20 protein-coding genes and 1 tRNA gene are annotated in these 24247 nt (G+C 42.4%); 8 read left to right on the top strand and 13 right to left on the bottom strand.

Going from position 1 to position 24247, the window contains the following annotated elements:
• Window positions 1–215: 215 nt before the first annotated feature.
• The 12 genes from VMW78_08620 to mfd form a co-directional block, all read right to left on the bottom strand.
• Window positions 216–2495 (bottom strand): ATP-dependent DNA helicase RecQ, encoded by a 2280-nt coding sequence (locus VMW78_08620; GenBank protein ID HUV51065.1) that lies wholly within the window; start codon window positions 2493–2495, stop codon window positions 216–218.
• 39 nt (window positions 2496–2534) lie between these two features.
• Window positions 2535–3059, bottom strand: coding sequence for a hypothetical protein (locus tag VMW78_08615; GenBank protein ID HUV51064.1), 525 nt, complete (start codon window positions 3057–3059; stop codon window positions 2535–2537).
• A gap of 3 nt (window positions 3060–3062) precedes the next feature.
• Window positions 3063–3677: a recombination-associated protein RdgC gene (gene rdgC / locus VMW78_08610; protein HUV51063.1), complete on the bottom strand. Its 615-nt coding sequence runs from the start codon at window positions 3675–3677 to the stop codon at window positions 3063–3065.
• Between the two features lie 306 nt (window positions 3678–3983).
• The gene (glyS, locus tag VMW78_08605; GenBank protein HUV51062.1) at window positions 3984–6077 is read right to left on the bottom strand and encodes a glycine--tRNA ligase subunit beta; all 2094 of its coding nucleotides are present in this window, start codon (window positions 6075–6077) and stop codon (window positions 3984–3986) included.
• A 2-nt stretch (window positions 6078–6079) separates the two neighbouring features.
• The gene (gene glyQ / locus VMW78_08600; protein ID HUV51061.1) at window positions 6080–6964 is read right to left on the bottom strand and encodes a glycine--tRNA ligase subunit alpha; all 885 of its coding nucleotides are present in this window, start codon (window positions 6962–6964) and stop codon (window positions 6080–6082) included.
• A gap of 150 nt (window positions 6965–7114) precedes the next feature.
• The gene (locus VMW78_08595; GenBank protein ID HUV51060.1) at window positions 7115–8170 is read right to left on the bottom strand and encodes a galactokinase; all 1056 of its coding nucleotides are present in this window, start codon (window positions 8168–8170) and stop codon (window positions 7115–7117) included.
• 6 nt (window positions 8171–8176) lie between these two features.
• A complete protein-coding gene (gene recO / locus VMW78_08590) occupies window positions 8177–8965 on the bottom strand; it encodes a DNA repair protein RecO (GenBank protein ID HUV51059.1) in 789 nt (262 codons plus the stop codon).
• 3 nt (window positions 8966–8968) lie between these two features.
• Entirely contained in the window at window positions 8969–10321 is a 1353-nt protein-coding gene (mgtE, locus tag VMW78_08585) for a magnesium transporter (protein HUV51058.1), read from the bottom strand.
• A gap of 8 nt (window positions 10322–10329) precedes the next feature.
• On the bottom strand, window positions 10330–11082 hold the full coding sequence (locus VMW78_08580) for a RodZ domain-containing protein (protein HUV51057.1): 753 nt from the start codon (window positions 11080–11082) through the stop codon (window positions 10330–10332).
• A gap of 225 nt (window positions 11083–11307) precedes the next feature.
• Window positions 11308–12303 (bottom strand): SurA N-terminal domain-containing protein, encoded by a 996-nt coding sequence (locus VMW78_08575; GenBank protein HUV51056.1) that lies wholly within the window; start codon window positions 12301–12303, stop codon window positions 11308–11310.
• Window positions 12303–13034, bottom strand: coding sequence for a SurA N-terminal domain-containing protein (locus tag VMW78_08570; GenBank protein ID HUV51055.1), 732 nt, complete (start codon window positions 13032–13034; stop codon window positions 12303–12305). Before VMW78_08570 ends, VMW78_08575 begins: the two co-directional genes overlap by 1 nt.
• A 50-nt stretch (window positions 13035–13084) precedes the next feature.
• Window positions 13085–16612, bottom strand: a complete 3528-nt coding sequence (mfd, locus tag VMW78_08565; protein HUV51054.1) for a transcription-repair coupling factor — start codon at window positions 16610–16612, stop codon at window positions 13085–13087.
• Between the two features lie 38 nt (window positions 16613–16650).
• Between mfd and VMW78_08560 the strand changes: the two genes are divergently transcribed.
• Window positions 16651–16726 (top strand) — tRNA-Thr (locus VMW78_08560).
• A gap of 397 nt (window positions 16727–17123) precedes the next feature.
• Entirely contained in the window at window positions 17124–17405 is a 282-nt protein-coding gene (locus VMW78_08555; protein ID HUV51053.1) for an integration host factor subunit alpha, read from the top strand.
• 4 nt (window positions 17406–17409) lie between these two features.
• On the opposite strand, the gene VMW78_08550 is transcribed toward VMW78_08555, so the two are convergent.
• On the bottom strand, window positions 17410–19113 hold the full coding sequence (locus VMW78_08550) for an alpha-amylase family glycosyl hydrolase (GenBank protein HUV51052.1): 1704 nt from the start codon (window positions 19111–19113) through the stop codon (window positions 17410–17412).
• 298 nt (window positions 19114–19411) lie between these two features.
• Between VMW78_08550 and VMW78_08545 the strand changes: the two genes are divergently transcribed.
• The 6 genes from VMW78_08545 to VMW78_08520 all read left to right on the top strand — a co-directional run bounded on the left by VMW78_08545 (window position 19412) and on the right by VMW78_08520 (window position 24214).
• Window positions 19412–19924, top strand: a complete 513-nt coding sequence (locus VMW78_08545) for a ubiquinol-cytochrome c reductase iron-sulfur subunit (protein HUV51051.1) — start codon at window positions 19412–19414, stop codon at window positions 19922–19924.
• 32 nt (window positions 19925–19956) lie between these two features.
• A complete protein-coding gene (locus VMW78_08540) occupies window positions 19957–20946 on the top strand; it encodes an ethylbenzene dehydrogenase-related protein (protein ID HUV51050.1) in 990 nt (329 codons plus the stop codon).
• A 9-nt stretch (window positions 20947–20955) separates the two neighbouring features.
• A complete protein-coding gene (locus VMW78_08535) occupies window positions 20956–22005 on the top strand; it encodes a cytochrome b N-terminal domain-containing protein (protein HUV51049.1) in 1050 nt (349 codons plus the stop codon).
• A 36-nt stretch (window positions 22006–22041) separates the two neighbouring features.
• Window positions 22042–23043: an ethylbenzene dehydrogenase-related protein gene (locus VMW78_08530; GenBank protein HUV51048.1), complete on the top strand. Its 1002-nt coding sequence runs from the start codon at window positions 22042–22044 to the stop codon at window positions 23041–23043.
• Between the two features lie 104 nt (window positions 23044–23147).
• Window positions 23148–23687, top strand: coding sequence for a YeeE/YedE thiosulfate transporter family protein (locus VMW78_08525; protein HUV51047.1), 540 nt, complete (start codon window positions 23148–23150; stop codon window positions 23685–23687).
• Between the two features lie 2 nt (window positions 23688–23689).
• Entirely contained in the window at window positions 23690–24214 is a 525-nt protein-coding gene (locus tag VMW78_08520) for a DUF6691 family protein (GenBank protein ID HUV51046.1), read from the top strand.
• Window positions 24215–24247: the final 33 nt, after the last annotated feature.

The raw sequence follows: 24247 nt of genomic DNA, 5'->3' as shown, positions 1-24247 counted from the left end.
AATTTTATACTGGAAACTGTTTGAGTAGATTATGGATCGTTATGAAAGAACCATAAGCAATTTGATTCAAAGATGAAACATTTTCTTAAAACAAAAACCTTTATTAATGGCCCGGGCAGGTTCTTTCATTACGAGCCGTTATCTACGAGTTTTTTCAGTAAAAAATTTAATTATAGCTGGAGCGGTAATGTTTTGAAAAAGCTAAAATGTTATCCCTAATTTACTGTATCACAATATTTTAAAATTACATCTAAAAAAGCCTGTCCGTATTTTTCTATTTTAGCCGGCCCGATTCCGTGCACCTGGAGAAGTTCAGCCATGCTTTTTGGCGCCGATGCCGCCATCTCTTTCAGTGTCCGGTTTGAGACTACCAGGAACAATGGGATCCCTCGTGCCGTCCCAAGCTTTTCTCTTTTTTTACGCAACAGCTCATAGAGCTCAGGAGAAAAATCGGTGGCTACCTCTGCCGCGGTCTTCACAGGTTTTTTGATTTCCGGCAGATTGACACAAGCCTCTTCTTCTTTTTTCATCACCCTGATCCCTTTTTCGCTGAGACTTATAGTCGGATAAAGATGATCTCCTTTGCGAACAAAACATCCCTGCCTGTCTAACTGGTCAATAAGATCAAGAACCTCTTCCTGTGTGAAATCAGGAAGCAGGCCGTATGTGGAAAGTCGATTCATTCTCTGCGAGGTTATCCATTTCCTCTCAGCTCCGGTAAGGACCTGGGCAACACGTGTCCGGCCGAACCTGCCCTGCATACGCGCCACGCAGCTCAATATTTTAAGGATTATTGTTCCCTCTTCACCCTTGTTTGTATCAGTCCTTTTCACCTTTCTTTGAATACAGTTGTCGCAGGACCCGCACTGGTCTGTTGCGCTGTCGTCTCCGAAATAGGAGAGGAGAAAATCCCATCTGCACCCCCCAAAATACCCGTAAGCTACCACCTCTTTGAGTTTTTCCAGATCACTGTGTTTTCTTTTCTCAAGGAGTTCAAAGTCTATTTTCAACTCCTCAAAGGTCGCCTGGGGACGCACTATCTTGAGGTCACGACCCGCGGCCGGTGGTATATATGTTATCAATCCATCTGCTGAAAGTGATCTAAGACCTCTAAGAAGCGCTGGTTTTTCAAGGCCGGTGGTTTTTGTCAGAAAATTAATTGAAACCTCTTTTCCTTTAGATCCCGCGATTTTTGCCACAACGTCAAATATCTTTTTTTGAACAGGCCCTCTCGGGCTTTCCACGCCTGCGGCAACAAAACAGAGTCGACTCCCGGAATAGAGCCTTTCCAGGAAACCGGCCCGCTCCAGCATTTTTATGACGATTCCCACCTGTCCGGCGCTCTGAGCAGAGCTGATTGTTTCAGCAATTTCATTATTTCCGACGCTCAGATAGTCTTTCCCCGTACCCTTTAAAAAGTCAAAAACATCTTCAACTGTTTCCGGCAAAGGATAGTTCATATCAATAAAGAATTCCTGGATATAGTTATCAGCCATGGAAAAAAGGAGGGTGCATGTTGATTTTTCTCCATCCCTTCCTGCTCTTCCTATCTCCTGATAATACGATTCCATGGAGCCTGGAAACTGGTAGTGGATAACCTGGCGTATGTTTAATTTATCAATTCCCATCCCAAAAGCATTAGTTGCCACAATTATTTCAGAGCGTCCTGACATAAATCGTTCCTGCACACTATTTCGCGTTTCATCGTCCATGCCTGCATGGTATCCTGATACAGAATGCGCTCGATCTTTCAACAGGGTTACCACTTCATCCACACCTTTTCTCGTAGCGCAATATACAATTGCGGGAAGTTTCTCTTCTGCAAGGGCTGACACAAGAACCCCTTCTTTCTCCTTTTTATTTGCACAAAGAGCTACTTTCAATTGCAGGTTGTTGCGATAAAACCCTGTTACAAACTGTCGACAATTCTTAAGATGAAGGCAGGAGATGATATCTAATATAACCGATTCAGTGGCAGTAGCGGTGGCAGCAAGAATCCGGTATTGTCCTATGCGTTGCAGGACTCCCCCTAATCGCAGGTAATCAGGGCGAAAATCGTGCCCCCACTGGGAGATACAATGTGCTTCATCTATTGCCACAAAGCTGATTTTGGAAATAGAAAGAGAGTGCAGAAATTCCTTCTGGCGAAACCGTTCAGGAGCAACATACAAAAGCTTTAAGTCTCCTGCTTCAAGTTTTTCAAGCACCTGTTTTTGCTTTGACCAGGGGATGGTGGAATTGATGAATGATGCGGCGATCCCTCTTTTTTGGAGAACATCCACCTGATCTTTCATTAAGGCGATAAGGGGAGAAACCACAAGGGCTGTTCCATCACGGATTAAGGCAGGAAGCTGGTAGCAAAGCGATTTCCCTCCTCCGGTAGGCATGACCACCAGGGCGTCTCTCTCTTCCAGAACCGCTCTAACCACCTCTTCCTGGCCCGGGCGGAACGAGGAAAGATCAAAAAATCTTTTAAGTTTGTCTAACAGTTCCATAAAAAAAAGGGGACAAAAACAGCGGGTTTAACAAAAGTTTCAGGATTTGATCCATTTTTTGATTAAAGGGATGGTTTCATTCTCCCATTTGCTTGAAATCCTTATCCGGACAAACTGTTTATAAAGATTTTCGACCAGTAAAACCACCTTTTCATAAAGGTATATCTTTTCAATAACAGCCCCTTCAATATCTTCCTTTTTTTCAATCTTTCCGGTTTCAGGCGATTTTAATGACGAGATATTAAGGCTTTCACCTTTAATGTTAAATTTCCATTCGTGATCCCCGATTTTTAAAGAAAAATTCAGTTCAGTGACGACTCCGCCCTTTTTAAGAGAAAGCTTTGCTTCCTCAAAGCCGGCTTCATCCCCTTTTATTCTGATGTTTTCGATCCTGTTATCAAAGCTCTTTTCAAGAACAATACGGTTGTCGACTTCAAGTGAAACCATATCGCTTTCTGCTTTAAGCATGCAGGCTGGGTCCACGTCCATAACAAACCAGAGCCATGTTAAAAATTCATGCCCCAGAAATTTGTACCTGTTGTATGCAACTGAAACATCTAACATAATTTAATCCATGAATTTTGTCGGAGAAATAGTTGATAAAAGGTCGCGCTCTTTATCCGTAATTCCGGACGCAAGATCGGCCATTGTATAGGGAAAAAGCCTGATTAGTGTTAGCCTGAAAGATTTTGAAAAAAGTGTTTCAAGGTCTTCGTTGGCAGCTTTTTGATTGGAAAAAAACCATAAAGAGGACCCCTCATAATTCCAGATGATATCGTAAATATTCGGAGTCGCCGGAATGCGAAGACTAAGAGCGTTGGCAACATGTTCCCTTATCTCTTTTTTTTCATTTCGAGACAGGTCTTCCCTCCCGCTTTCAGCCAGCCTTTTGGCCATCTCAAGGGTATAATATTTTTTAATAATTTTTGAAGGAATATTTTTTTTGTCAATCCGCAGTGAAAATACAAAATGAGCGCCTATAACACAGGATGAGGTTTCAAAATCAGGCATATACGGGTTGTCAAAAGAGGTCCATCCAGCTGCTTTTTCCATTGGCTGGTCATCAATTTCTGTAATGGAGTTCTTGTTAAGCCCGTCCATAATTGTCTTGATAAGAGGGCCTTCAATCTTTCCCCTTACCTTGTATCTTGTGATAGATACGGATGATGATAATAATCTCATGTTTGTAAACCTTAATGTTTTAGTTTTTTGAGAATATGTCCGCTTCAGGTATAATCAAATTAAAACCAGAAAAAACTCGCATATAAGAAATCGTAAAGAAAGAACCGGCCATAGCTCTAAATAAATTATAGTAATTTAAGCAAACAGCCGGACAAATATAGTATTTTATATTGAGCTCTTTCTTAACGATCTCTAATATGCTCAAACAGTTTTCTAATTTAAATTTGATCACACCTGAAGCTCAATATAAATATGGTCTGTTTCATAAACCTAAATTATTACATATTTTTTAATAAGTTAAAAAGGTTAAAGAGAAACAGCGCTGGTTGAAATTTTTGAAAAATCGGCAAACAATCTAAAGAGTTTTTCAATCTGTTTTAACAGTGAAAGCCTGTTGTTTCGAATGCTCGAATCTTCCGCCATTACCATTGCCCCGTCAAAAAAAGCATCAACAGAATCACGCAACAAGGCTATATCAAAAAGGGCTTGTTCAAATAATCCCTTGCCAAGATCATCCAATACCTTTTTCTTGGTTTTTTTATAATCAGCAAATAAAACAGCTTCGCATTCATACTCAAACAGACTTTCATCAACATCTTTTGCTTCAACATGACCGGCTTTTTTTATTATATTGACAACGCGCTTAAAAGCAACAGCTAATGGTTCAAAATCAGGCTTGGCTTTAAGTTTTTGCAAAGCGCTCGCTCTGCTCCAGACATCAGGCACATTATCCACGGAAACAGAAACAGCGGCTGCTATAACATCTTTTAAAAATCCTTGCTCAGATAAAAGATTGGCAATCCTGTTTTGCAAAAAGATATAAACCCTGCTGGAAATTTCCTTGCTTTCATCATTATTTTGCTTGCCGAATAATCTTACGCTCTCTTCAATCACCCGGCTCAATTGAAATGAAAAATCCTTATCAAGCATTATCTGAACAATGCCTATCCCCTGACGCCGAAGAGCATATGGATCAGAAGCGCCGGTCGGAATCAACCCTGTTATAAAACAACCGCAAATGGAATCAATCTTGTCGGCAATGGCTAAAATTGCGCCTGTTTCCGTTTCAGGAAGTCGTCCTCCTGAATATGTGGGCAGATAATACTCTTCTATCGCAGATGCCACCGCATCCGGTTCTCCGGCGGCAGCGGCATAAACCCTTCCCATTATCCCCTGCAGCTTTGGAAACTCAACAACAACCTGGCTGACAAGATCGGCCTTGCACAAATAGGCGGCTCTCAATACCTTTTGTTTAAACTCCGAATCAAAATTTGCAGCCTCTGCCAGATATCCGGCAAGTTTTTGAACCCTCATTACCTTATCATACACTGTCCCAAGCCCGGCCTGGAAAAGAACCCCTTTTAATTTTTCCACCAAATCTTCAAAAGGGCTCTCCATATCGCTCCTGTAAAAGAATTGAGCATCTTTAAGCCTGGCCCTGAGCACCCTTTCGTGCCCCTTTGCAACCAGCGCCATGTCTCTTGCCAATGTATTATTCACTGAAATAAAATTCGGCATCAGATTGTTTTCTTTGTCAATTACGGCAAAATATTTCTGGTGCTCCCGCATTGCTGTAATCAATATCTCACGTGGAAGCTTAAGAAATTCCCTGTCAAAACTACCTGCTGCAACAGCCGGATATTCAACAAGGTTGGTTACGATATCAACAAGTTCCTCATCAGGCAGCACGCAACCGCCCAAACCTTTGGCAGCATCCTGTATCTGGCATTTTACCTGTTTTTTCCTGTCTTCCGGATCAACCAGCACACCTGCTGAACGCAAGGCTTCAACATACTCATCGGCACAAGAAAGCTTTATTCTGCATGGATTCACAAATCTGTGCCCAAAAGTATATCTGCCTGCTTTAATGTTTCCCAATGAAAAAGAAATAACTTTCTCCCCCAGCATAGCCAGTATCGAATGTATGGGTCTTGCAAACTCAATGGACAGATCCGCCCATTTCATTTTTTTGGGAAATGGGATTGACAAAATCACATCAGGCAAAATGCTTTTAAGAAGTGTGCTTGCAACAATGCCCCCCTCTGTTTTTTTTGCGCATAAATATCGACCTTTTTTTGTATCCTTGATTGTTAAACTGTCGACAGAGATCCCTAACTTCTCGGCAAATTTCTTCGCAGCCAGAGTCGGTCTGTTGTCTTCATCAAAAGCAATTTTTTCAGGAGGTCCTGTTATCTCGACCGCCAGGCGCTTCTGCTTGCCTGCGACATCCGCAACTTCAACCGCAAGCCTTCTCGGCGTTCCAAAAATCCTGGCCTTGCCGTGTTCAATGTGCGCATTGTCCATGCCTTGTAAAATCAGCTCTGAAAGACTCCTCAAGGCCGGTTCAATATAACCGGCAGGAATCTCCTCTGTACCTATCTCAAGCAAAAAAGTGTCCATGTTTATCCCTGGTTGCTAAAATTACGCATTAATGGAAAACCCATGGCTTCCCGCTGCTTCAGATACTCTTCCGCGCAAGCCCTGGCGATATTTCTTATCCGTGCGATATAACCGGTTCTCTCTGTTACGCTGATCGCTCCGCGGGCATCGAGAAGGTTAAATGTGTGTGAACATTTCAGGCAATATTCATAAGCTGGAAGAATGAGCGGCCTGTTAATCATCTGCCTGGCTTCATTTTCGTATTTATTGAAAAGATCCAGAAGCATATCCACGTCCGCCTTTTCGAAATTATATGTTGACTGCTCCACTTCCTGTTGATGATGTATATCTCCATAAAATATTTTATCATTCCATTTTAAATCAAAAACATTATCTACTCCCTGAAGATACATGGCAATGCGTTCCAGGCCATAAGTAAGCTCCACTGAAACAGGATGGAGTTCGATACTGCCCGCAAGTTGAAAATAGGTAAATTGAGTGATCTCCATGCCGTCCAGCCATACCTCCCATCCCAGGCCTGAGGCTCCGAGAGTAGGTGATTCCCAGTCATCTTCAACAAATCTGATGTCATGGTCAAGAGGATCAATGCCAAGAACCTTTAAGCTCTGGAGGTACTTTTTCTGCACATCAAGAGGAGACGGCTTCAGTATTACCTGGAACTGATAATAATGCTGCAATCGATTCGGGTTTTCTCCATAACGGCCGTCTGTGGGACGCCTGGAAGGCTGGACATAAGCCGCGTTCCAAGGCTCAGGGCCAAGGACCTTAAGAAGCGTTGCAGGGTGAAATGTTCCCGCGCCGACCTCAATGTCATAAGGCTGAATCAGCGTGCATCCTTTGCGCGCCCAGAACTTCTGCAATGCTAATATTACTTCCTGAAAATACATTTATTCCCCTTGATTTACCATTTGATGAATTCGTAAAAAAACGAATTCATCAGGTGTTAAGTGTTAAATATAATTTTGAGTTTTTAATTTAAAATTATTCCCTTCCTAACAGTCTTCAGCCTAATCCCTAATCCTCTAACCCTCTAATCCTTAATCCTCTACCACTAACCCTTTGGAATCAATATCCACATCAAGCAGATACGCTTCTTTTCTGCTCAAAAGAGTCTTTTCCCAAATATCCTTTAATCTGTCAATATCATCAATCTCGCCTATCGCCCAGATACATCCGCCGCCGCCGGCTCCTGTAAATCTTGCGCCGCATCTGTTTTTAACAGCCGAATCAACGAGCTTTGCCCCCATCTTATCAAGCACGTCGGGAGTCATTTTCCTCCTTATAGCTGTTTCTCTGTTCATTGAAACGCAGGCTTCTTTAAAGTTTCTTTCAAAAAGAGCGTCAACAAACCTCTGCGTGCATAAAATTATCTCTGCCCAGAGTTTGCGGTATTTGCCGGAAATAAACTGCTCAACCCACCTTGTGTTAATATTCTTCGATTCATGGGGAATTCCGCAATAGGCAAGAAGGAGATGTTTATTTAAGTCTTTATGAAAAGTTTTCTTGATGACAGTTCTCTTCCTGAAAGAACAGCCCTTAATTAGAGCCGGCCAATACCATGCATTAACTCCTCCATAGACAGAGGCAAGCTGATCCTGAAGACCGCACGGCACGCCTGCGACACTTTCTTCAAGGGCATGCGCAAGCAGCGCAATTTTTTGCCTTGACCCGAGACCGGCTGTTTGCTTTTGATCGAGCTTTGAAAACGCCGCAATAAGAGCAACCGCAGCCGCGGATGAACCTCCCAGAGCGCTGCGAGGAGGCGATGACGAGTTAATATCAATATGTACGCCTTCAGCCCCAAAATAGGCCGCAATCGCAAACATAAGCCCTAAAGGATGATTAAAAGGGGTTTTGTCCGAAGAATATTCTGCGCTTTTAAAACCCCTTGAAGAAATCTTTATGATCCCTTCTTTATAAGGGAAAAGCCTGACCCTGGTTCTTAAATTCACCGCTATGTTGAAGGTGCATGGTAAAAGATGCCTGAGCGGATAATAAAATGTGCTGATATCCAGGGTTCCCCCCATGTCGATTCTGCACGGCGCAGATGCTTCAATATGACGTTTTTCAAGAATACTTCTTATGCTCTGCATACCTCTTTAATCCTTACCCCTTAATCCCTGCTCCTGTCTTATCTGACGCAAGAAAGCAAGGCTCCGCGGTTCCTTGCCCAAATGATAAGGCACAAACATTTCCATAAATTCCAGGCTCTCTTTTAAAGACAGGCTGGAAAATTTGATCCTGCTCACCTTGTCCAAATCTACGTTTTTGATCCAGAGAAGCTGCTTTATAGTCCCTTTTGAAAGAAATATCCGCCGTGACGATCCAGACGCACACCTTTCACATACAAGCCCGCCCTTTTTAAGATCAAACTTCACCTGATTTTTTGCCATATTCTCAAGTTCAATCTTGCATATGCTGCAGCAGGTTAAGTTCGGACAAAAACCTGCCATGGCCATAAATTTTATCTGGAACTGGACGCTAAGAGCCATGCCGGGTATTTGCCCAAGATCGAGCTCGCATAAAACATGCTGAAACAGATGATAAAGCTGGATTTGCCTTCCGCCTTCTTCCATCCATTCATTAATCAGTTCCGCCCAGTAGCTTGCATAGGCCATCTTTATTACATCTGCTCTTATTCCGGCAAATGGATGTTTTAATGCAGCCTCCTGTAAAACAGAAAGTCCCGGCCTGCGACCTGAACTGCACACAATATCTAAAACGGAAAAGAGCTCAAGAATACCTGCAAATCGTTTCGCGCTTTTTTTTGCGGATTTGGCTATTACAGAAATTTTCCCTTTATTTAATGTAAAAAAGGTAATTATAAGATCATAATCTCCAAAATCCATATGGCGGAGCATAATAGCAGGGGTGGAGAAGCTTGACATGCGTTATATGCCAAGGAGGGTTACTGCAATATTAAAATACAAGAATACGCTGACGATGTCGATAGCCGTTGTTACAAAAGGACCTGTAGCAACAGCAGGATCGATATTTAACCTGGCGAAGAACATGGGTACCAGAGAGCCTGAAAACGCTGCCAGAGACATGGAAGAGATCACAGCAAGCCCCACGGATAAGGCGAGAGCCCCTCTGCTATATTGAAGCTGAACAACCAGGCCAACGAAAAACCCATAAACTATACCCAATATCAGGCCGATAGTAAGCTCCTTAAAAACAACAACCCATAAATCTCTTATGTTAAGACGACCTGTTGCAAGACCACGTACCACAATAGTGGAGGACTGGATACCGATATTGCCACTCATCCCCATGATAACAGGAATAAATGCCGCAATATAGGCTACCTTGCTCAAGCTCTCTTGAAAGTGGCTAATAACAAAAGATGCGATTATCCCGCCGATACAACACGCAAACAGCCAGGGCAGGCGAATTCTTATGCTTTTTAAGACAGACTGTGTTTCAATAAACTCCTCGCCTGCTCCTGCCATTTTCAATATATCTTCGGTAGCCTCTTGCCTGATGATATCAATAATATCATCAACTGTAACAATACCAACAAGTACGCCATATTCATCAACAACCGGCACAGCCAGGATGTCATAACGCGCAACGATTTTTGCCACATCCTCCTGGTCCACGTCGGTTTTTACTGAAATCACGTCTGTTGCCATAAAATCTTTAAGCGGGGTGTCCGGAGGGACCACTACAAGCTGTCTTAGCGAACTGACGCCTACCAGATTGCCATATTCATCCACTACATAAAGATAAAACGGCATCTCAACATTCGCATACTCCTTTTGCAGTGATTCAATGGCCTCTCTGGCTGTTATATTCTCCCTTAATGCGATAAAATCAGGAACCATGATGCCGCCTGCAGTATCATCTCCGTAACTAAGCAAGCCTTCAACCTCTTCAGAATCCTCCCTTTTCATTTTTTTAAGGATAGAAGCGGATTTTTCTTCCGGCAGTCGTCCAATCAGATCGGCAACATCATCTGTCGGCATATGATCCATTATCTCAACAATATGATCCAGATCCATACCTTCAATAATATTAAAAAAAACATCTTGATTGAGCTCACTGAAAAGCTCAGCTTTTTGTTCAATGTTCTTTATTAAGTCAAAAAGCTTAATCTGATTGGAAGGTGACAAAGAATGGAGCACCACAGCCAGGTCTGCGGCATGTGCCTTGGTGATGATCTTAATGAGGTGGGTTGTGGCTTCCCGCCTCATTAATCTCCTGATGCTTTCAATAAGTATTTTATGACGATCAGTTTGCATAATTATTTTTATGGGATCTGGACATTTACCACCTGTCCACTGTTTCCTAAAATCTCTATGGGTTTATCATTGAAAATCAATTGAACACCTGTTGCATTGCCGATCAATAAATTAAAACCAGCCGACGCTTCAAGCTCAAGGCGATCTCCGGGTTCCAGGCTGTATTCTTTCGGCTTACGCCCATCTATTATTGCCTTTATCCAGGTTGTTTCAATTGTTATTATACTTAGCAACAAACTTTTTTCAGATTGTTTGCCGGCTGAATCAGAGTCTGACTCACTGCCGTAATCGACTTTGGGAGCAATGTCGTCAATATCTTTGCCTGCCTTATTATCCTCGCCCGCATTAGTATTAACCTGGCTGTTGATCTTAAGTGGGGCACGAAAAGCAGACATCGCAAAAACAGATAAAGCGATAATACATATCATCGCCCCAAGAGACAGCAGTAAATGAGGCCAAAAGCTTGTGCTCAATTCGGCAAAATCCGCTTCGGACCTTACATTTGCCTTATAAGTATTAAGACTTGATGTGTAACGCCTTACAATTTCAACCCCATCAACACCGACAGCTTCCGCATAGGCGCGCAAAAATCCTTTAACAAAAACCTCGGCAGGCAGCCTGTCATGATCCTCCTTTTCAACAAGAAGGAGATTGCCTATTCTAATTCTGGTTTTTTTTGAAACCTCGTCAAGGCTGATACCCTTCTCGGTCCGTATCGCCTTAAGATAATATCCAAATGAAAGAGAATTTTTATTAATCATAGTAGTAACCGTTCACAGTTATAGGTTCACAGTTCACAGTTTTTTCAATGAACTATGCAACGATTGAAGCATTTTAGATATTGATTTCAACTCTTGAATTAATTCTTTCGCATCCAAATCAGAAAATACATGTAATCGTTCACGGTTAAGTTGATCTTTATATAAAAAATCGCAACGCGATTAGCCCTGAACCTTTAAACCTTGAACCCGTGAACGGTTATACTTTTATTTTATTATCTTTATATGAGATTTTTCGTGGAGATCATCAAGCCATGACCTGAATTTTTTATCAACTATCTCTCCGAAAAGGTTTTCTTCTATCTCGGCTGTTACCTCTTCCAGCGATTTTCCAGGACTATCTATAACTTCTGAAATATAAAATATCTGATATCCATAATCGGTATCAAGCACAGAGGTAAACTCACCCGAACCCAATCCTTTTATTGCCTCTTGCAATTGTGGTGAAAGCTCATTAATTGCAAATAATCCAAGGTCGAGGCTTCCTGAAGATTCGGAATAGGATTCAGCCATTTCTTCAAAAGGTTGCCCTGCCTTTAATTTTGCAAGCACAGCCTGCATACTTTTTTGAATTGAAGACATCTTTGCTTCATCAGCGGAAGGAGGGACTTTCATAATTATGTTCCAGAGGCGGTATTTTTTCTCTCCACAATATTTATCGCTGTGCGCTTCATAATATGACTTTACATCCTGTCTGGTAATAACGACCTTGGATTTGATTTCAAGGTTGACCAGCTTTGCCCTGAGTATCTGCTCCCTTATATTTTTTCGATACTCTCCCATGTTTAATCCCTGGCCGGCCAACTCTTGTCTGAGCTCTTCGTCACTATAATAGTTTATCTCTTTAATACGCTCAACTGCTGCATCAATCTCTTTTTCACTTACAGAAATCTTAAACCGTTTTATTTCCTGATCAGTAAGTTTCTGATCAATAAGCTGGCTGAGTATATCATCGCGCATCTTGAAGAGCATTTCGCGCTCCTTCTCAGGAGGATATCCAAGTGTTTTGATTTTGTCTGCATATGGTTTTATAAACTGGTTTAATTCGGAAAATGTAATGATATCATCATTAACAACAGCTACGATACGATCAACAACCTCTGCGCTGTCTGCTATATTGAATGGGGTAAAACCTAAAACCAAAATAAAACATATTACCCCACATGCTGAACGCTTAACAATTTCTATAATACTTTTACCCATTAATTTGACCCCGAACCTGCTTGAGAGATTTTCTCCCACTCTTTTTTGTTTATTTCAACCAAATATTTTTTTTTAAGATTCTCTATCCATGGTTTATAGGCTTCTTCCGCCTTTTTTCTACGCAGCTCTTTTACGATTATTCTATTTAAATCACCATCCTCCTTATCAGGACCGCCGGACAGGACAGATGGTACTCCATCCCCATTATAATATTTTTCATAATAGTTTGATATGTCTTCGGGACTTATTACAACACGTTCCTTTAACTCTATTTCAACCACCTTCTCTATGAGCAAACGCTTCCCGAGCTCTTTTTCCCACGAATTGTATGAAATAGCGTTCTCAAGTAAAATCTGCTCAAAAGCATTATCGTCATAATCTCCCTTCATTCGTGCAACAGCTTCATCAAGTTCTGAATCAGAAATCTCAACATTCAGCTCTTTTGCCTTTTCTAATATAATCATCTCCTCTATCAACTGGCTCAAAAGCCGCAACTTGGCTCCCCTGCAAGAATCCGGGTCCTGCAATGCATTATGAGAATAAGCCATTCTGATAATTTCAAAGGAACTGTTGAAGTCAACTGTTGTAACGACTCTGCCTCCGACTCTAATTAAATAATTATCGCTGGGTGCTGAATGTGAATCAGACCCATAATCACCACACCCTGTCAGGATATAAATAATCAATAAGGCGCCAAGCATCGGAAACAATTTAGTAGAGTATCTTATCATTGATAAATGGTAACCGTGAACGGTTACTAATCCTTTAAGTATTTTGCTGCTCAGCAGTTAACATGTTGAATAATTTCTTTCAAGATGTTTCTGGTCTCCAATAATATACCGTCTGCGGTGCGTTTTGACAGTTTTGCTTTTAGCACATGGTCCGGCGTAAAACTAAAACAATCGCTTTGCTCAACAATCATATCAACAATGCCAAAAGGATATTTCTGGTGAGCCTCTGAAAAATAAAGAATGAGTTGCTGTCCGGCCAGGTCAAGCCGTTTTACCCCGGCTTTTATTGCGTATACTTTAAGCATGATCTTTAATAAAAGATTGTTTGTCTCTTTTGGCAAGGCCCCAAAGCGGTCAAGCAGCTCTTTCTTAAAATCTGAAATTTCGCAAAGCTCGGTCATCTTTGCAAGGCGGCGGTAAGCTGAAAGCCGCTGGTTGATATCGGAAATATAAGATTCAGGAATAAAGCTTGACAAAGATATATTAATCTCAGGTTCAAGGCCTTCCTGAACCGGTTTTCCTTTAAGCTCAGATATCGCGTTTTCCATGAGCTTTAAAAACATGTCATAACCTACCGCAGCTATATGGCCGGACTGGGATGCGCCCAAGATTGTGCCTCCCCCTCTTATTTTCAAATCGCTCATGGCTATTTGAAAACCGGCCCCAAGATCGCTGTGCTCCATTAATACCTTCAGGCGTTTCCGAGCATCCTTGCCTAAAGCTGTCTCATCAGGAATAAAGAGGTATGCATAAGCCTGTTCATCAGCTCTGCCTACACGTCCTCGCAACTGGTAAATCTGCGCCAATCCGAATCTGTCCGCCCGATTAACAAGAATGGTATTAGCAGAAGGAATATCAAGCCCGGACTCAATTATCGTTGTACAAACAAGCATGTCGATCTCTTTATTGAAAAACCGCAGCATCACAAGCTCAAGCTCATCTTCCGTAAGACGGCCATGCGCTACATCAAGCCTGACTTCAGGCACCAGTTTTTGCAAATAGTTTGCCATTGCCCATATATTATGAATATCATTGTGAACAAAATATATCTGGCCCTTTCTTTTCAACTCATTCCGTATTGCTTCTGAAACAACCGCCGCGTCAAACTCAGAAATGTATGTAATAATTGACTGGCGATGCTCAGGCGGTGTTGAAATAATACTAATATCACGCACTCCCATCATGGACATGTGAAGAGTACGTGGTATAGGGGTTGCCGTCAAGGTCAGAATATCTACCATGCGCCTGATTTCTTTCAGTTTTTCCTTGTGTTTAACGCCAAATCGCTGCTCTTCATCAAGCACGACAAGCCCCAAATCTTTAAAAGCAACATCTTTCTGAATAAGCCTGTGGGTTCCTATAACTATATCTATCTTTCCTGATTTAAGCTCATCTATAATTAAGCGCTGCTCGGAGGCGGAACGGAATCTGCTTAAACAGGCGACATTGACCGGATAACGCTTAAAACGGTTTGCAAATGTCTCAAAATGCTGCTCAGCAAGCACTGTTGTGGGAACCAGCATGGCAACCTGTTTTCCATTATTCACAGCCATAAAGGCCGCTCTAAGGGCAACCTCTGTTTTTCCGTATCCTACATCGCCGCATACAAGCCTGTCCATAGGTGTCGGCTCCTCCATATCATGCAGCACATCATCAATCGCCTTTAGCTGGTCCGGTGTCTCTTCGTAAGAAAAACCAGCCTCAAAATCCTGCGAATCACCGTCTGTTACCTTAAAAGCATAGCCTTCCTTTACATTACGCTCAGAATAAAGTTTAAGGAGTTTCCCCGCGATCTTCTCAACCGATTTTTTAACCCTTTCCTTAACCCGCTGCCATGATTTTCCGCCCAGTTTGTCAAAAACCGGAATCACTCCGTCCAGCCCCATATATTTTTGAACCATGCTCATTCGATCTACAGGAAGATAAAGCTTATCATCATCCTTATAGATAATAAGCAGAAAATCGTTGCCTGTTCCATCTATCTTGAGCTTTACCAGGCCGTCAAAGCGACCGATTCCATGTTCAATATGAACAACAAATTCGCCTTTCTTCAGGTCTGTAAATTCAAGCATCCCGGCTTGAACCTTTGCTTTTTGTCTTGAAATCCTTTTTATGTGGTGCTTTACACCGAATATTTCCTCTTCTGTAATTAGAGCCAAAAACGCATCCTGCCAGACAAAACCTGATGAAACCCGGCCAATGCATACAGCCACAGGCCATTTACTGCCTTTAGCGACATGGAACCCGTCAATAATTCCAAGCTCAATGCCGTACGGCAACATAAGAGATTTAATACGGTCGGCCTGCAATCTGGAACTGCAGACAATAAGAGCGGCATATCCTTCCTGTTTTCTGTCATCAATCCAGTTTGCAAGAGGCAGGAGAAGGTCCTCTTTTTTCATATGAGCCTTAAGTTCAGTTCTGACAGCAGAGTTATCTTCAACATTAAAGCCTATCCGTAAAAAAGGTTGCCCCTTGTTCCAACCCTCTCCCGACACAGGAAGCATTTTGACTGTCAGAGGGTTCCTCTCAGACAGCAGCTCCTTTGCCTTTGGCCATTGCATGTAAGAAGCTTCAGGCTCAACACACAGTATGCCCTCTTTGCAGGCGGCAAGATAGTTCTTTGTCGCCTGCTCCTGAAATTGGCCGGCAGCCTCTTCTAATTCTTTTGGTTCCATAAGAACAAAAAGCGCCTTGTCAGGAACATAATCAAACAGTGTGTCAAGCTGAGGATATATCAAGGGGATAAGGCTCTCAATTCCCGGGAACACCCCCTCTTTCCTGATACGCTCAACCAGCTCTCTAACTCTGGTTACCGGAAGATCAAGGGCAGACGCCTGCTCTCTTATCCTGCCTATTATCTTATCAATAAGCTCCATTTTAAGGATCGCTTCCCCTGCCGGAAGTATGATCGCTTCCTGTATGCTTTCTGTCTTGCGCTGGGTTGCTGCTGAAAAAAATCTTAAGGAATCCACGGTTTCTCCAACCAGTTCGATCCTTAGCGGATCTGAATACATCGGAGAATAAATATCCAGAATCCCGCCTCTAACACAAAAATCCCCTGGCTCCTCCACAATCGCGGCTCTAACATAACCGCCGGCAATAAGTTTTTCTATCAAAAGATCCCTGTCAATATCTTCACCGGTCATTATAAGCTCAGCATAATCGCTCAGCATAAGCTTTGGAATGAGTCTTTGCAGCAGGGCGCTTACGGTTGTAACTACAACCAGCGGCATTTCACCCTCTATGAAACGGTAAAGAGCGCTTATCCGCCTTGCCGCTGTTTCGTTGTTGTATGACAAACGCTTAAACGGCAAAATATTATAAGGTGGAAAATATATTAAGGCCTTTTGAATATCTTTTGAAAAAAAGCGCAAATCTTCCAAAAGCATTTCAGCATCTTTTGACGAAGCCGCTACAACAACAACAGGCATCCTGTGCTCCATGTATATTCTGGAGACAAGGAATGCCCTTTCAGACCCGGACAGGCCTGTGCACTCAATTCCGGAATTTCTGCAAGGAATTAAATCAATTAAGGCTTTAATAGAACTTTTTTCTTGATTTAGATTTATAAACAAAGTAGGGCTTTCTTATTTATCAGGCTGATATTTACCAGGCCGACGTAGCTCAGTCGGTAGAGCAGCTGATTCGTAATCAGCAGGTAGGCGGTTCGACTCCGCCCGTCGGCTCCAAAGTATCTTGACATATATTCAATATCTGTATATTTAATAGGTTATACTCTTTTCATAGGCGGCAAACAGTCTATTTGCCTGTTTGCGCCCAAAAAGCTTATAAACAGTAAATTTGAAGTTGCTTTTACTTGAAAAATCTGAATAAATAAAGTCATCTTTACAGCTTAAAGAAAAAATTATAATAAAATAAGCTAATTATATAAACACGAGACCCTTGAAAAATGTTCAATTTCGTTCAAGTTCAATAAAGGCGAAAATTTTAACCGCGGGAATACATTGAGTATTTTGAGGATTAAAATTTGAGCCTGACGCTGGAATTGGGCGAAAGGGGGCGTTTTGCAAAAATCTCAATATATCATTATTGATAATGACGTAGCAAGTTCTTTTAGGAGGTAGCATGGCATTAACCAAGAGCGATATTGTTGAAAAGGTTTATGAGCTTGGTTTTACCAAGAAAGAAGCGGTAGATATCATCGAATCTCTTCTGGAAATTATTAAAAGCACCCTGGAAAAAGAGGAGGATGTCCTGGTTTCAGGGTTTGGCAAATTCTGCGTAAAAAACAAGAGGCAGCGAAGGGGCCGAAACCCTGCTACAGGTAACGACTTGATGCTGAGGGCAAGAAAGGTTGTTACATTTAAATGTTCCGGTAAGTTAAGAAATAAAATCAATAATCAATAATGATTTATTTTTGTGTGACAAGCCACGCAAACTGGTAAGGATTTAAGCTGATTGGATTTGTCTTAAATATCTTTCCGCCAAGAAGGTCTTTCATATCAAAATCGCCGCTGCCTTTCGGCAATGATACAGAAACATGCGTTGATGAAATATTTGTTAATGCATATATTGTCTGTTCTTTGCAATGCCTTGAAATAGCAAATACTTTTGGATCAAGTTCCAGTATTTCAAAAAAAGCGTTTGGATGAAAGGCCGGCTGTTTTTTCCTGATTTTGATCAAGTCTATATATGAAAAAAAAATTCTTGAGCGAAAGCCATCGGGATCCTTCAATTGTTTTACAATATCATCCAGTCGCAATTTTCCCCTGTTTATGGTTCTGGACATTTGAGTTTGCCTGACACCTTGTTCCCAATTGTGCGAACCTAATATGCTGTGGATATAGGTGGCAGGCACTCCCGGAAGAACAAGCTGAATTGCCTGAGAGGCAAGAAATCTATCAGGATGATATTTATCAACTCCGTTTTTTTTGTTTAAGAGAGCATCAACATAGGTTATATTCAGTTCATACGGGCTCTCCGAACCATCTGAATTTCTCTTATATGAAACCCTGCCTCCATTTTCTTTAACAATCTTAATGAGCCTGTCTATTTCCTCTTCAGGCAATATCCCTTCAAGCGGGCGCACACCAATACCATCATGCGAGGCCGTAAAATTGAAAAAGGTATTGGCTTCAGACTTTAAATAAAGCCCTTTTGCCCAGCTTGACAAGGCCGTTGAATCCTCAATTGCAAAGGAATAAAAAAGCAGCGGCGGCAGCGTAAAGTTATAAACCATTTGCGCCTCATTCCGGCCATCTCCCAAATAGCTGATATTTTCCACATGAGGCACATTTGTCTCCGTAATAATCATGACATCAGGGGCAACGCGATCTAATATGCTTCGAAATAATTTCACCACATCATGGGTCCGGCTCAGGTTAACACAATTCGTCCCGATCTCCTTCCATAAATAGGCAATTGCATCAAGCCTCAGAATAGTTGCGCCCTGATCCACATAAAAAAGCAGTATCTCAACCATCTTTTTAAGGACATCAATGCTTTTAAAATTAAGGTCTATCTGATCAGCGCTAAATGTTGTCCAAACATTAACAGCCTTTCCGGAACTTTTTGTAAATTCAGTTAAAAGCGGCAGCGACCTGGGCCTTGTAACCCCGGACAGATCAATCAAGGGGTCTGCTTCAATGGCAATATCTTCAAATCCCTGTTCCTCATTTAAATACTTTTCAAACCACTTGCTCTTTGAAGAAACATGATTCAGCACAAGATCAAACATAAGCTGAAAATCGCCGCCCAATGATTTAATGTCCTCCCAGGATCCAAGCTTTGGATTTACCAAATAAAAGTCAATGACAGAAAAACCGTCGTCAGAAGAGTAGGGGAAAAATGGAAGAATATGTATTGTTGAAAATACATCTTTGAAGTGTTTTGCGGCAAAACCGTGAAACGTTTTCAAAGGAGCTTCCCTGTCTGAATACAGGGAGTCGCCATAAGTTATCAAAACCACATCTTCCTGGGAAAAGTACTCATTCGCCTCTCTTTTTCTGACTGGAAGCTTTTCTATTAAAGGAAGAATTTTATCAAAGGCAAGCGCCCCCTTTTTTGTGCCGTATATTTTATGTAAAATGCCCTTAACAGCATCAAATCCTTCCATGTGTCCTACCTCCTGCCCTGTTAAACACCTGTTCCAGAACCTTGCTGCTGCCTCAAAAGGTGTTTCATCTTGACTATGGGATTTTTGTCATGATATTTATATTAAATCTATCTATATTTCAATAAAGTAAGAAAAAATGATTTACATTATGCAAAATTATTAATATAGAATAATAGACAGATTCTGCCAAGCACTCTAAATCCAAGCCCTTGCTACACAGTGAACTCTTAGTACCTGCTCATTTATCAGAGTGCATATACATAAAGCCCAATAAGCTCTCTTCGAAAGGCAGGAACCCATGGACCGTATAAAAAAGTCATCCATCCATCTATCCTCTTCCAGCCGGATTCTCAATCCAGATCGCAGGATGTTTTTAAAGACAGCTGCACTTTCCGGATGTGCGGCACTGATTACTGGAATACCCTTGACGACCTATGTCATTTCACCGGCCCTGAAAAAAAGCGCAACCAAATGGATTAATTTGGGATCTGTCGAGGATTTGGAAGAAAATAACTTCACCATGCTCTCCTACGAATTTATGGTAAAAGACGGTTGGATCGTCCTTCCACAACGGGGTTTTGTGTGGGCACGGATCGATCACAACCGGAAAATAAAAATATTTTCATCAACCTGCAGCCACCTTGCTTGTAATGTGATCTGGCAGAAAGAGACAGGCGTGTTTGAATGCCCCTGTCATTCCGGACGATTTAACGCCCAGGGACAGCCGATTGCTGGCCCTCCGACCCGGCCTTTATCGATTCTGGAGCATAAAGTGGAAGACGACAACCTGCTCGTCTCCATGGAGTTCTAACCTTTTACCATACAAAAAGGAGGACATAAATCATGTGTAAAAAATTATTCATCAATTTCAGTTTATGCGTGGCCCTGATTGTAGGTAGCCTGCAGTTTACCACAGGGGAAGCAATGGGGGCTTCCAGGCAAACCCTAACTGCCGTTCGTGCAAAGTCCGCTCCCTTAGGATCGGACGACGCGGTATGGGGAAAGGCTAAAGGGCAAATTGTTCCTTTTGAAGGCAAGGAACAATTTGCAGGCAAAAAAGCGAGCGTCACTACTAAAGCCGTTTATACCGATGACAGTATCTATTTTCTTTTCAAGTGGAAAGATCCAACATTGAGCGTAACAAAAGACGCCTGGGAGTATGATGGATCAAAATGGAGTCACCGGAAAGGCAATGAGGATCGCATTGCCCTGCTGTTTGAAATCAACCGGATCAACAATTATGCCACTAAAGGGTGTGCGATTCTATGCCATGTTCCCCAGGGTGCATCCAATGCCAAAGACGGCAAATTCGGCACATCAACCGCGGCTGAAATGGGCGATTTGTGGCATTGGAAAGCCGCCCGTTCCGATCCTGAGGGATTTGCCGATGACACATGGTTGACCCAAATAAGCGCGGAAAAAGGCGGTCGTAAAAACGATAATGGAAAAGGCGGGGACCGGAAAAATATGACCGAGGACAAATCCAGGCCCAAATTCATGCTTGCCCCTGGAAAAACACTTGCCAAACACGGTATCCTGCTTGCTTCCCATGCAGTTGAAATCACAAATTATTCCGATTTCAAGGCAGGTGATGTTTTGACCTACCAAATGCCTGAAACGCCGGAGGGTTCACGCGGTGACATCAAGGCGGTCAGCCGGCATGCGGACGGCAGCTGGACAGTCATGCTCTACAGAAAGCTCGACACCGGCAATGAGGATGATGCGGTCTTTAATCCAAGAAAGAAATACAATTTTACCATGGCTCTTTTTGATGATTCCGGTGACGAAAATTCTTATGATTCCGAAGTCATCACACTCAGCTTTAAAAAATAGGGTGATTTAATGCTGATTAAACTTCTCGCACTGGAGGCGGTTATGGACAGCCTTCGGTCATTGAAAGTCCCTGATGACGCATTGAACCGGACCCGTTTCTGCGGTGCTTTGCTTGTCGTTTTAATCGTATTGCTGTTTTTATCCGGTATTGTCATGGCCTTCTACTATTCACCGGTTCCCGGTGCAGCCTATGACAGTGTCGACTTTGCTCTGTTCAGTGTTCCTTTTGGACGCATTGTCAAAGGGGTTCACTATTATGCATGGAACCTCTTGCTTATTGTTCTTGGGATTCATCTGCTCCGTGCTTTTATACTCGGTGCCTACAAAGCACCGAGACAAATGGTTTGGATTTCCGGTGTAGTGGTAATGCTTTTTGTTCCTCTTTTTATTATTACCGGAGATTTGCTTCCATGGGATCAGAAGGGTTATTGGTCAACTCAGGTCCGTTTAAGCATCATTTCATCTATGCCGTTTATCGGAGATCTGTTGGTGAGACTATTACAAGGGGGATCACTGACCGGTGTCGTCGCCCTGACACGATTTTACATTCTCCACATCCTGCTGTTGCCGGGGCTGCTTATTTTTCTCGTAGCTGTCCATTTTCATTTCATTTATCATCGTGGAATTACCGGGCCTTTGACCCAGAGCACGGATCAGAGAGCAAAAACCAGCTTTTTCCCGAACATCTTAAACCGGTGGCTGGTTTTGTTTTTGATTGTTTCCGTCATTATCGGGCTTATCGGATGGTATTGGACAGCCCCTCTGGGCGATCCGGCTGATCCTACGGATTCATTCTATGTGCCCAGGCCTGAGTGGTGGGTTCTGTTTTTGAATCAACTGGTCACCATTTTCAAAGGAAATTATACTATAGTTGGATCAATGATTATACCCGGCGGACTGATCGGATTGTTGCTCGCCTTGCCGGTGATAGACCGGTCTCCGGAGCGACATCCGTTCGGCCGATGGAAGTTCATGCTGGCAGCAGCCGTCATAACTATGGCCATTGCAGGCCTTTCCGTCATGGGATATGTGGAGCATTTTGCTGGACCAGCGCATTAACACATATTGAGACCTTAATAAGCATTGAGGTGTATCATGCCTTTTATAAATCAAAGATATCTGCCCATTATTTTCATGTTGCTCCTTTCCGTATCCCTTGCAGCCGGTGGCATTTCAAATGCAGAAGAGATCCTTGTCGTAACCACAAAACATGCTCATAGGGCACCTGAAAACCTGGATGACCCTGTCTGGCAAAACATAACGCCTTTTCAGGTGCCTGTGCAGGGACGTGAAAATTTGACCCAATCAAAAGGTGTCGTGTTTACCCAGGGCATTTATACGGATGATTCCTTATACCTGAGATTAAGATGGAAGGATTCGACCCGGAGCGTTGTGAAGCAATCCTGGAAATTTGACGGACGCAAATGGCATCATTTGACCGGGAATGAAGATCGGATTGCGCTCCTTTTTGAAATCACCAGAATCGATAAATTTGCATCACGTGGTTGCGCAGTTACCTGTCACAGCCCGGCGGATTTATCGAGGGAAAAGTGGAAACTGGAAACCAGAACCTCCAGGGAAAAGGGGGATTTATGGCACTGGAAGGCCGCACGATCGGCCCCCTATAACCACGCAGACGATACATGGCTGACGGTTGCGGGCAATCCAACAGGATCATACAGGGAGACCGGCAGAAGAAATGATGCCGGAATGGGAGGAGATATCAAAAACCAAACCAAAGATGGATCAATGCCGGGCTATATGCAGGATCCCGCCCAAAAACCGACTGTACCCGGTTTTCTCTTGTTTGAGGAGGCTGTAAAAATTTCAGATTATTCAACCTTTAACCCGGGTGATATAATCCCTTTCAGGTTACCGGTAAAACCCGGCGGGTCAAGGTTTGACGTTAAAGCCCAAAGCAGATGGAACAAAGGATACTGGACCGTCATGCTATACCGAAAACTAAACACCGGGCATGCAGACGATGTGGTCTTCAATCCATTGAAAAGATATAGTTTCGCCATGGCTGTATTTGATGATTCAGGAGCAGATCACTCAAAAGCGACAAAACCCATGGTGTTAAAATTCGACCGCTGAATCATATATGCTCTCATGGGAGATGCTTATATGTACGGCAAAAAGCCGCCTCAGCTTAACTCAGTTCTTATGTATAAATTTAAAACTTTAAGAAAGGAGGCAAAATGAAAAATTATTTAACCAAAAGCATCTGGAGCCCTTATTTAGCAGGAGCTTTAGTAGGCGTACTGGCCGTTTTGTCCGTTGTTGTCTCTACGAAAGTATTATCAAAACCCAAGTATCTTGGTGCTTCAACTACCTTTGTTCGTGTGACCGGACTTATTGAACAACAGGTTGCAAAAAACCATGTTGATAATAACGAGTACTTCCAGTCTGAAAAAATAAAAGTGGATTGGCAGATGATGGTGGTGTTGGGAATTTTTATAGGGGCATTATTATCATCTCTTCTTGGAAAAAGTTATAAAAAAGAATTTGTTCCCAAGATATGGGAAGAACGATTTGGTAACAGCCCTGTTGTTCGCGGAGCAGGCGCTTTTATCGGAGGAATTATCCTTTTGTTCGGCGCACGTCTTGCCGGTGGATGTCCCAGTGGCCATGGATTAAGCAGCATTATGCAACTCGCCGCAAGTGGGTTTATTGCCATGATATGCTTTGTTATCGGCGGCATAATTACCGCTAAATTATTATATAAAGGAGGGAATTAATTATGGAACTTCTATTAGGTATTATCACAGGCATCCTCTTTGGTTTCCTTTTACAAAAAGCGCAGGTAATACGGTTTGAACGACAAGTCGGTTTTTTGCTGCTTAAAGATATGACTATCATTAAATTTATGTTTTCAGCGATTATAGTCGGCGTAACAGGTATATACCTTTTTAAAGACCTTGGCGTGATCTCATTAAGCATTAAAGAAACCAACGTAGCTGCTCAAATTATAGGTGGATTGCTTTTTGGTATTGGCTGGGCTATTGCCGGATATTGCCCTGGAACATCATTAGGAGCTTTAGGTGAAGGACGCATACATGCGTTGTGGGCTATATTGGGAATGTTGGTTGGAGCTGGTTTGTATGCTGAAGTATACCCGGCACTAAAAAGCAATGTTTTGGCTTGGGGTAATTTCGGCAAAATCACTCTGCCGGATATATTAAAAATAAACCATTGGGTTGTTATTATTATTTTTATTGCCGCAATTTTAGTTTTGTTTAAATTTTTTGAAAATAAAAATATTTAAACACACAACCTCAATCAAGCAGACGCAAACTCC

The sequence above is a fragment of the Anaerolineae bacterium genome (assembly GCA_035529315.1).
Classification (GTDB): Bacteria; Desulfobacterota; Desulfobacteria; order Desulfobacterales; family ETH-SRB1; genus Desulfaltia.
Note: the sequence above shows the minus strand (reverse complement) of the source record. Positions and strands in the feature narration are given on the sequence as shown.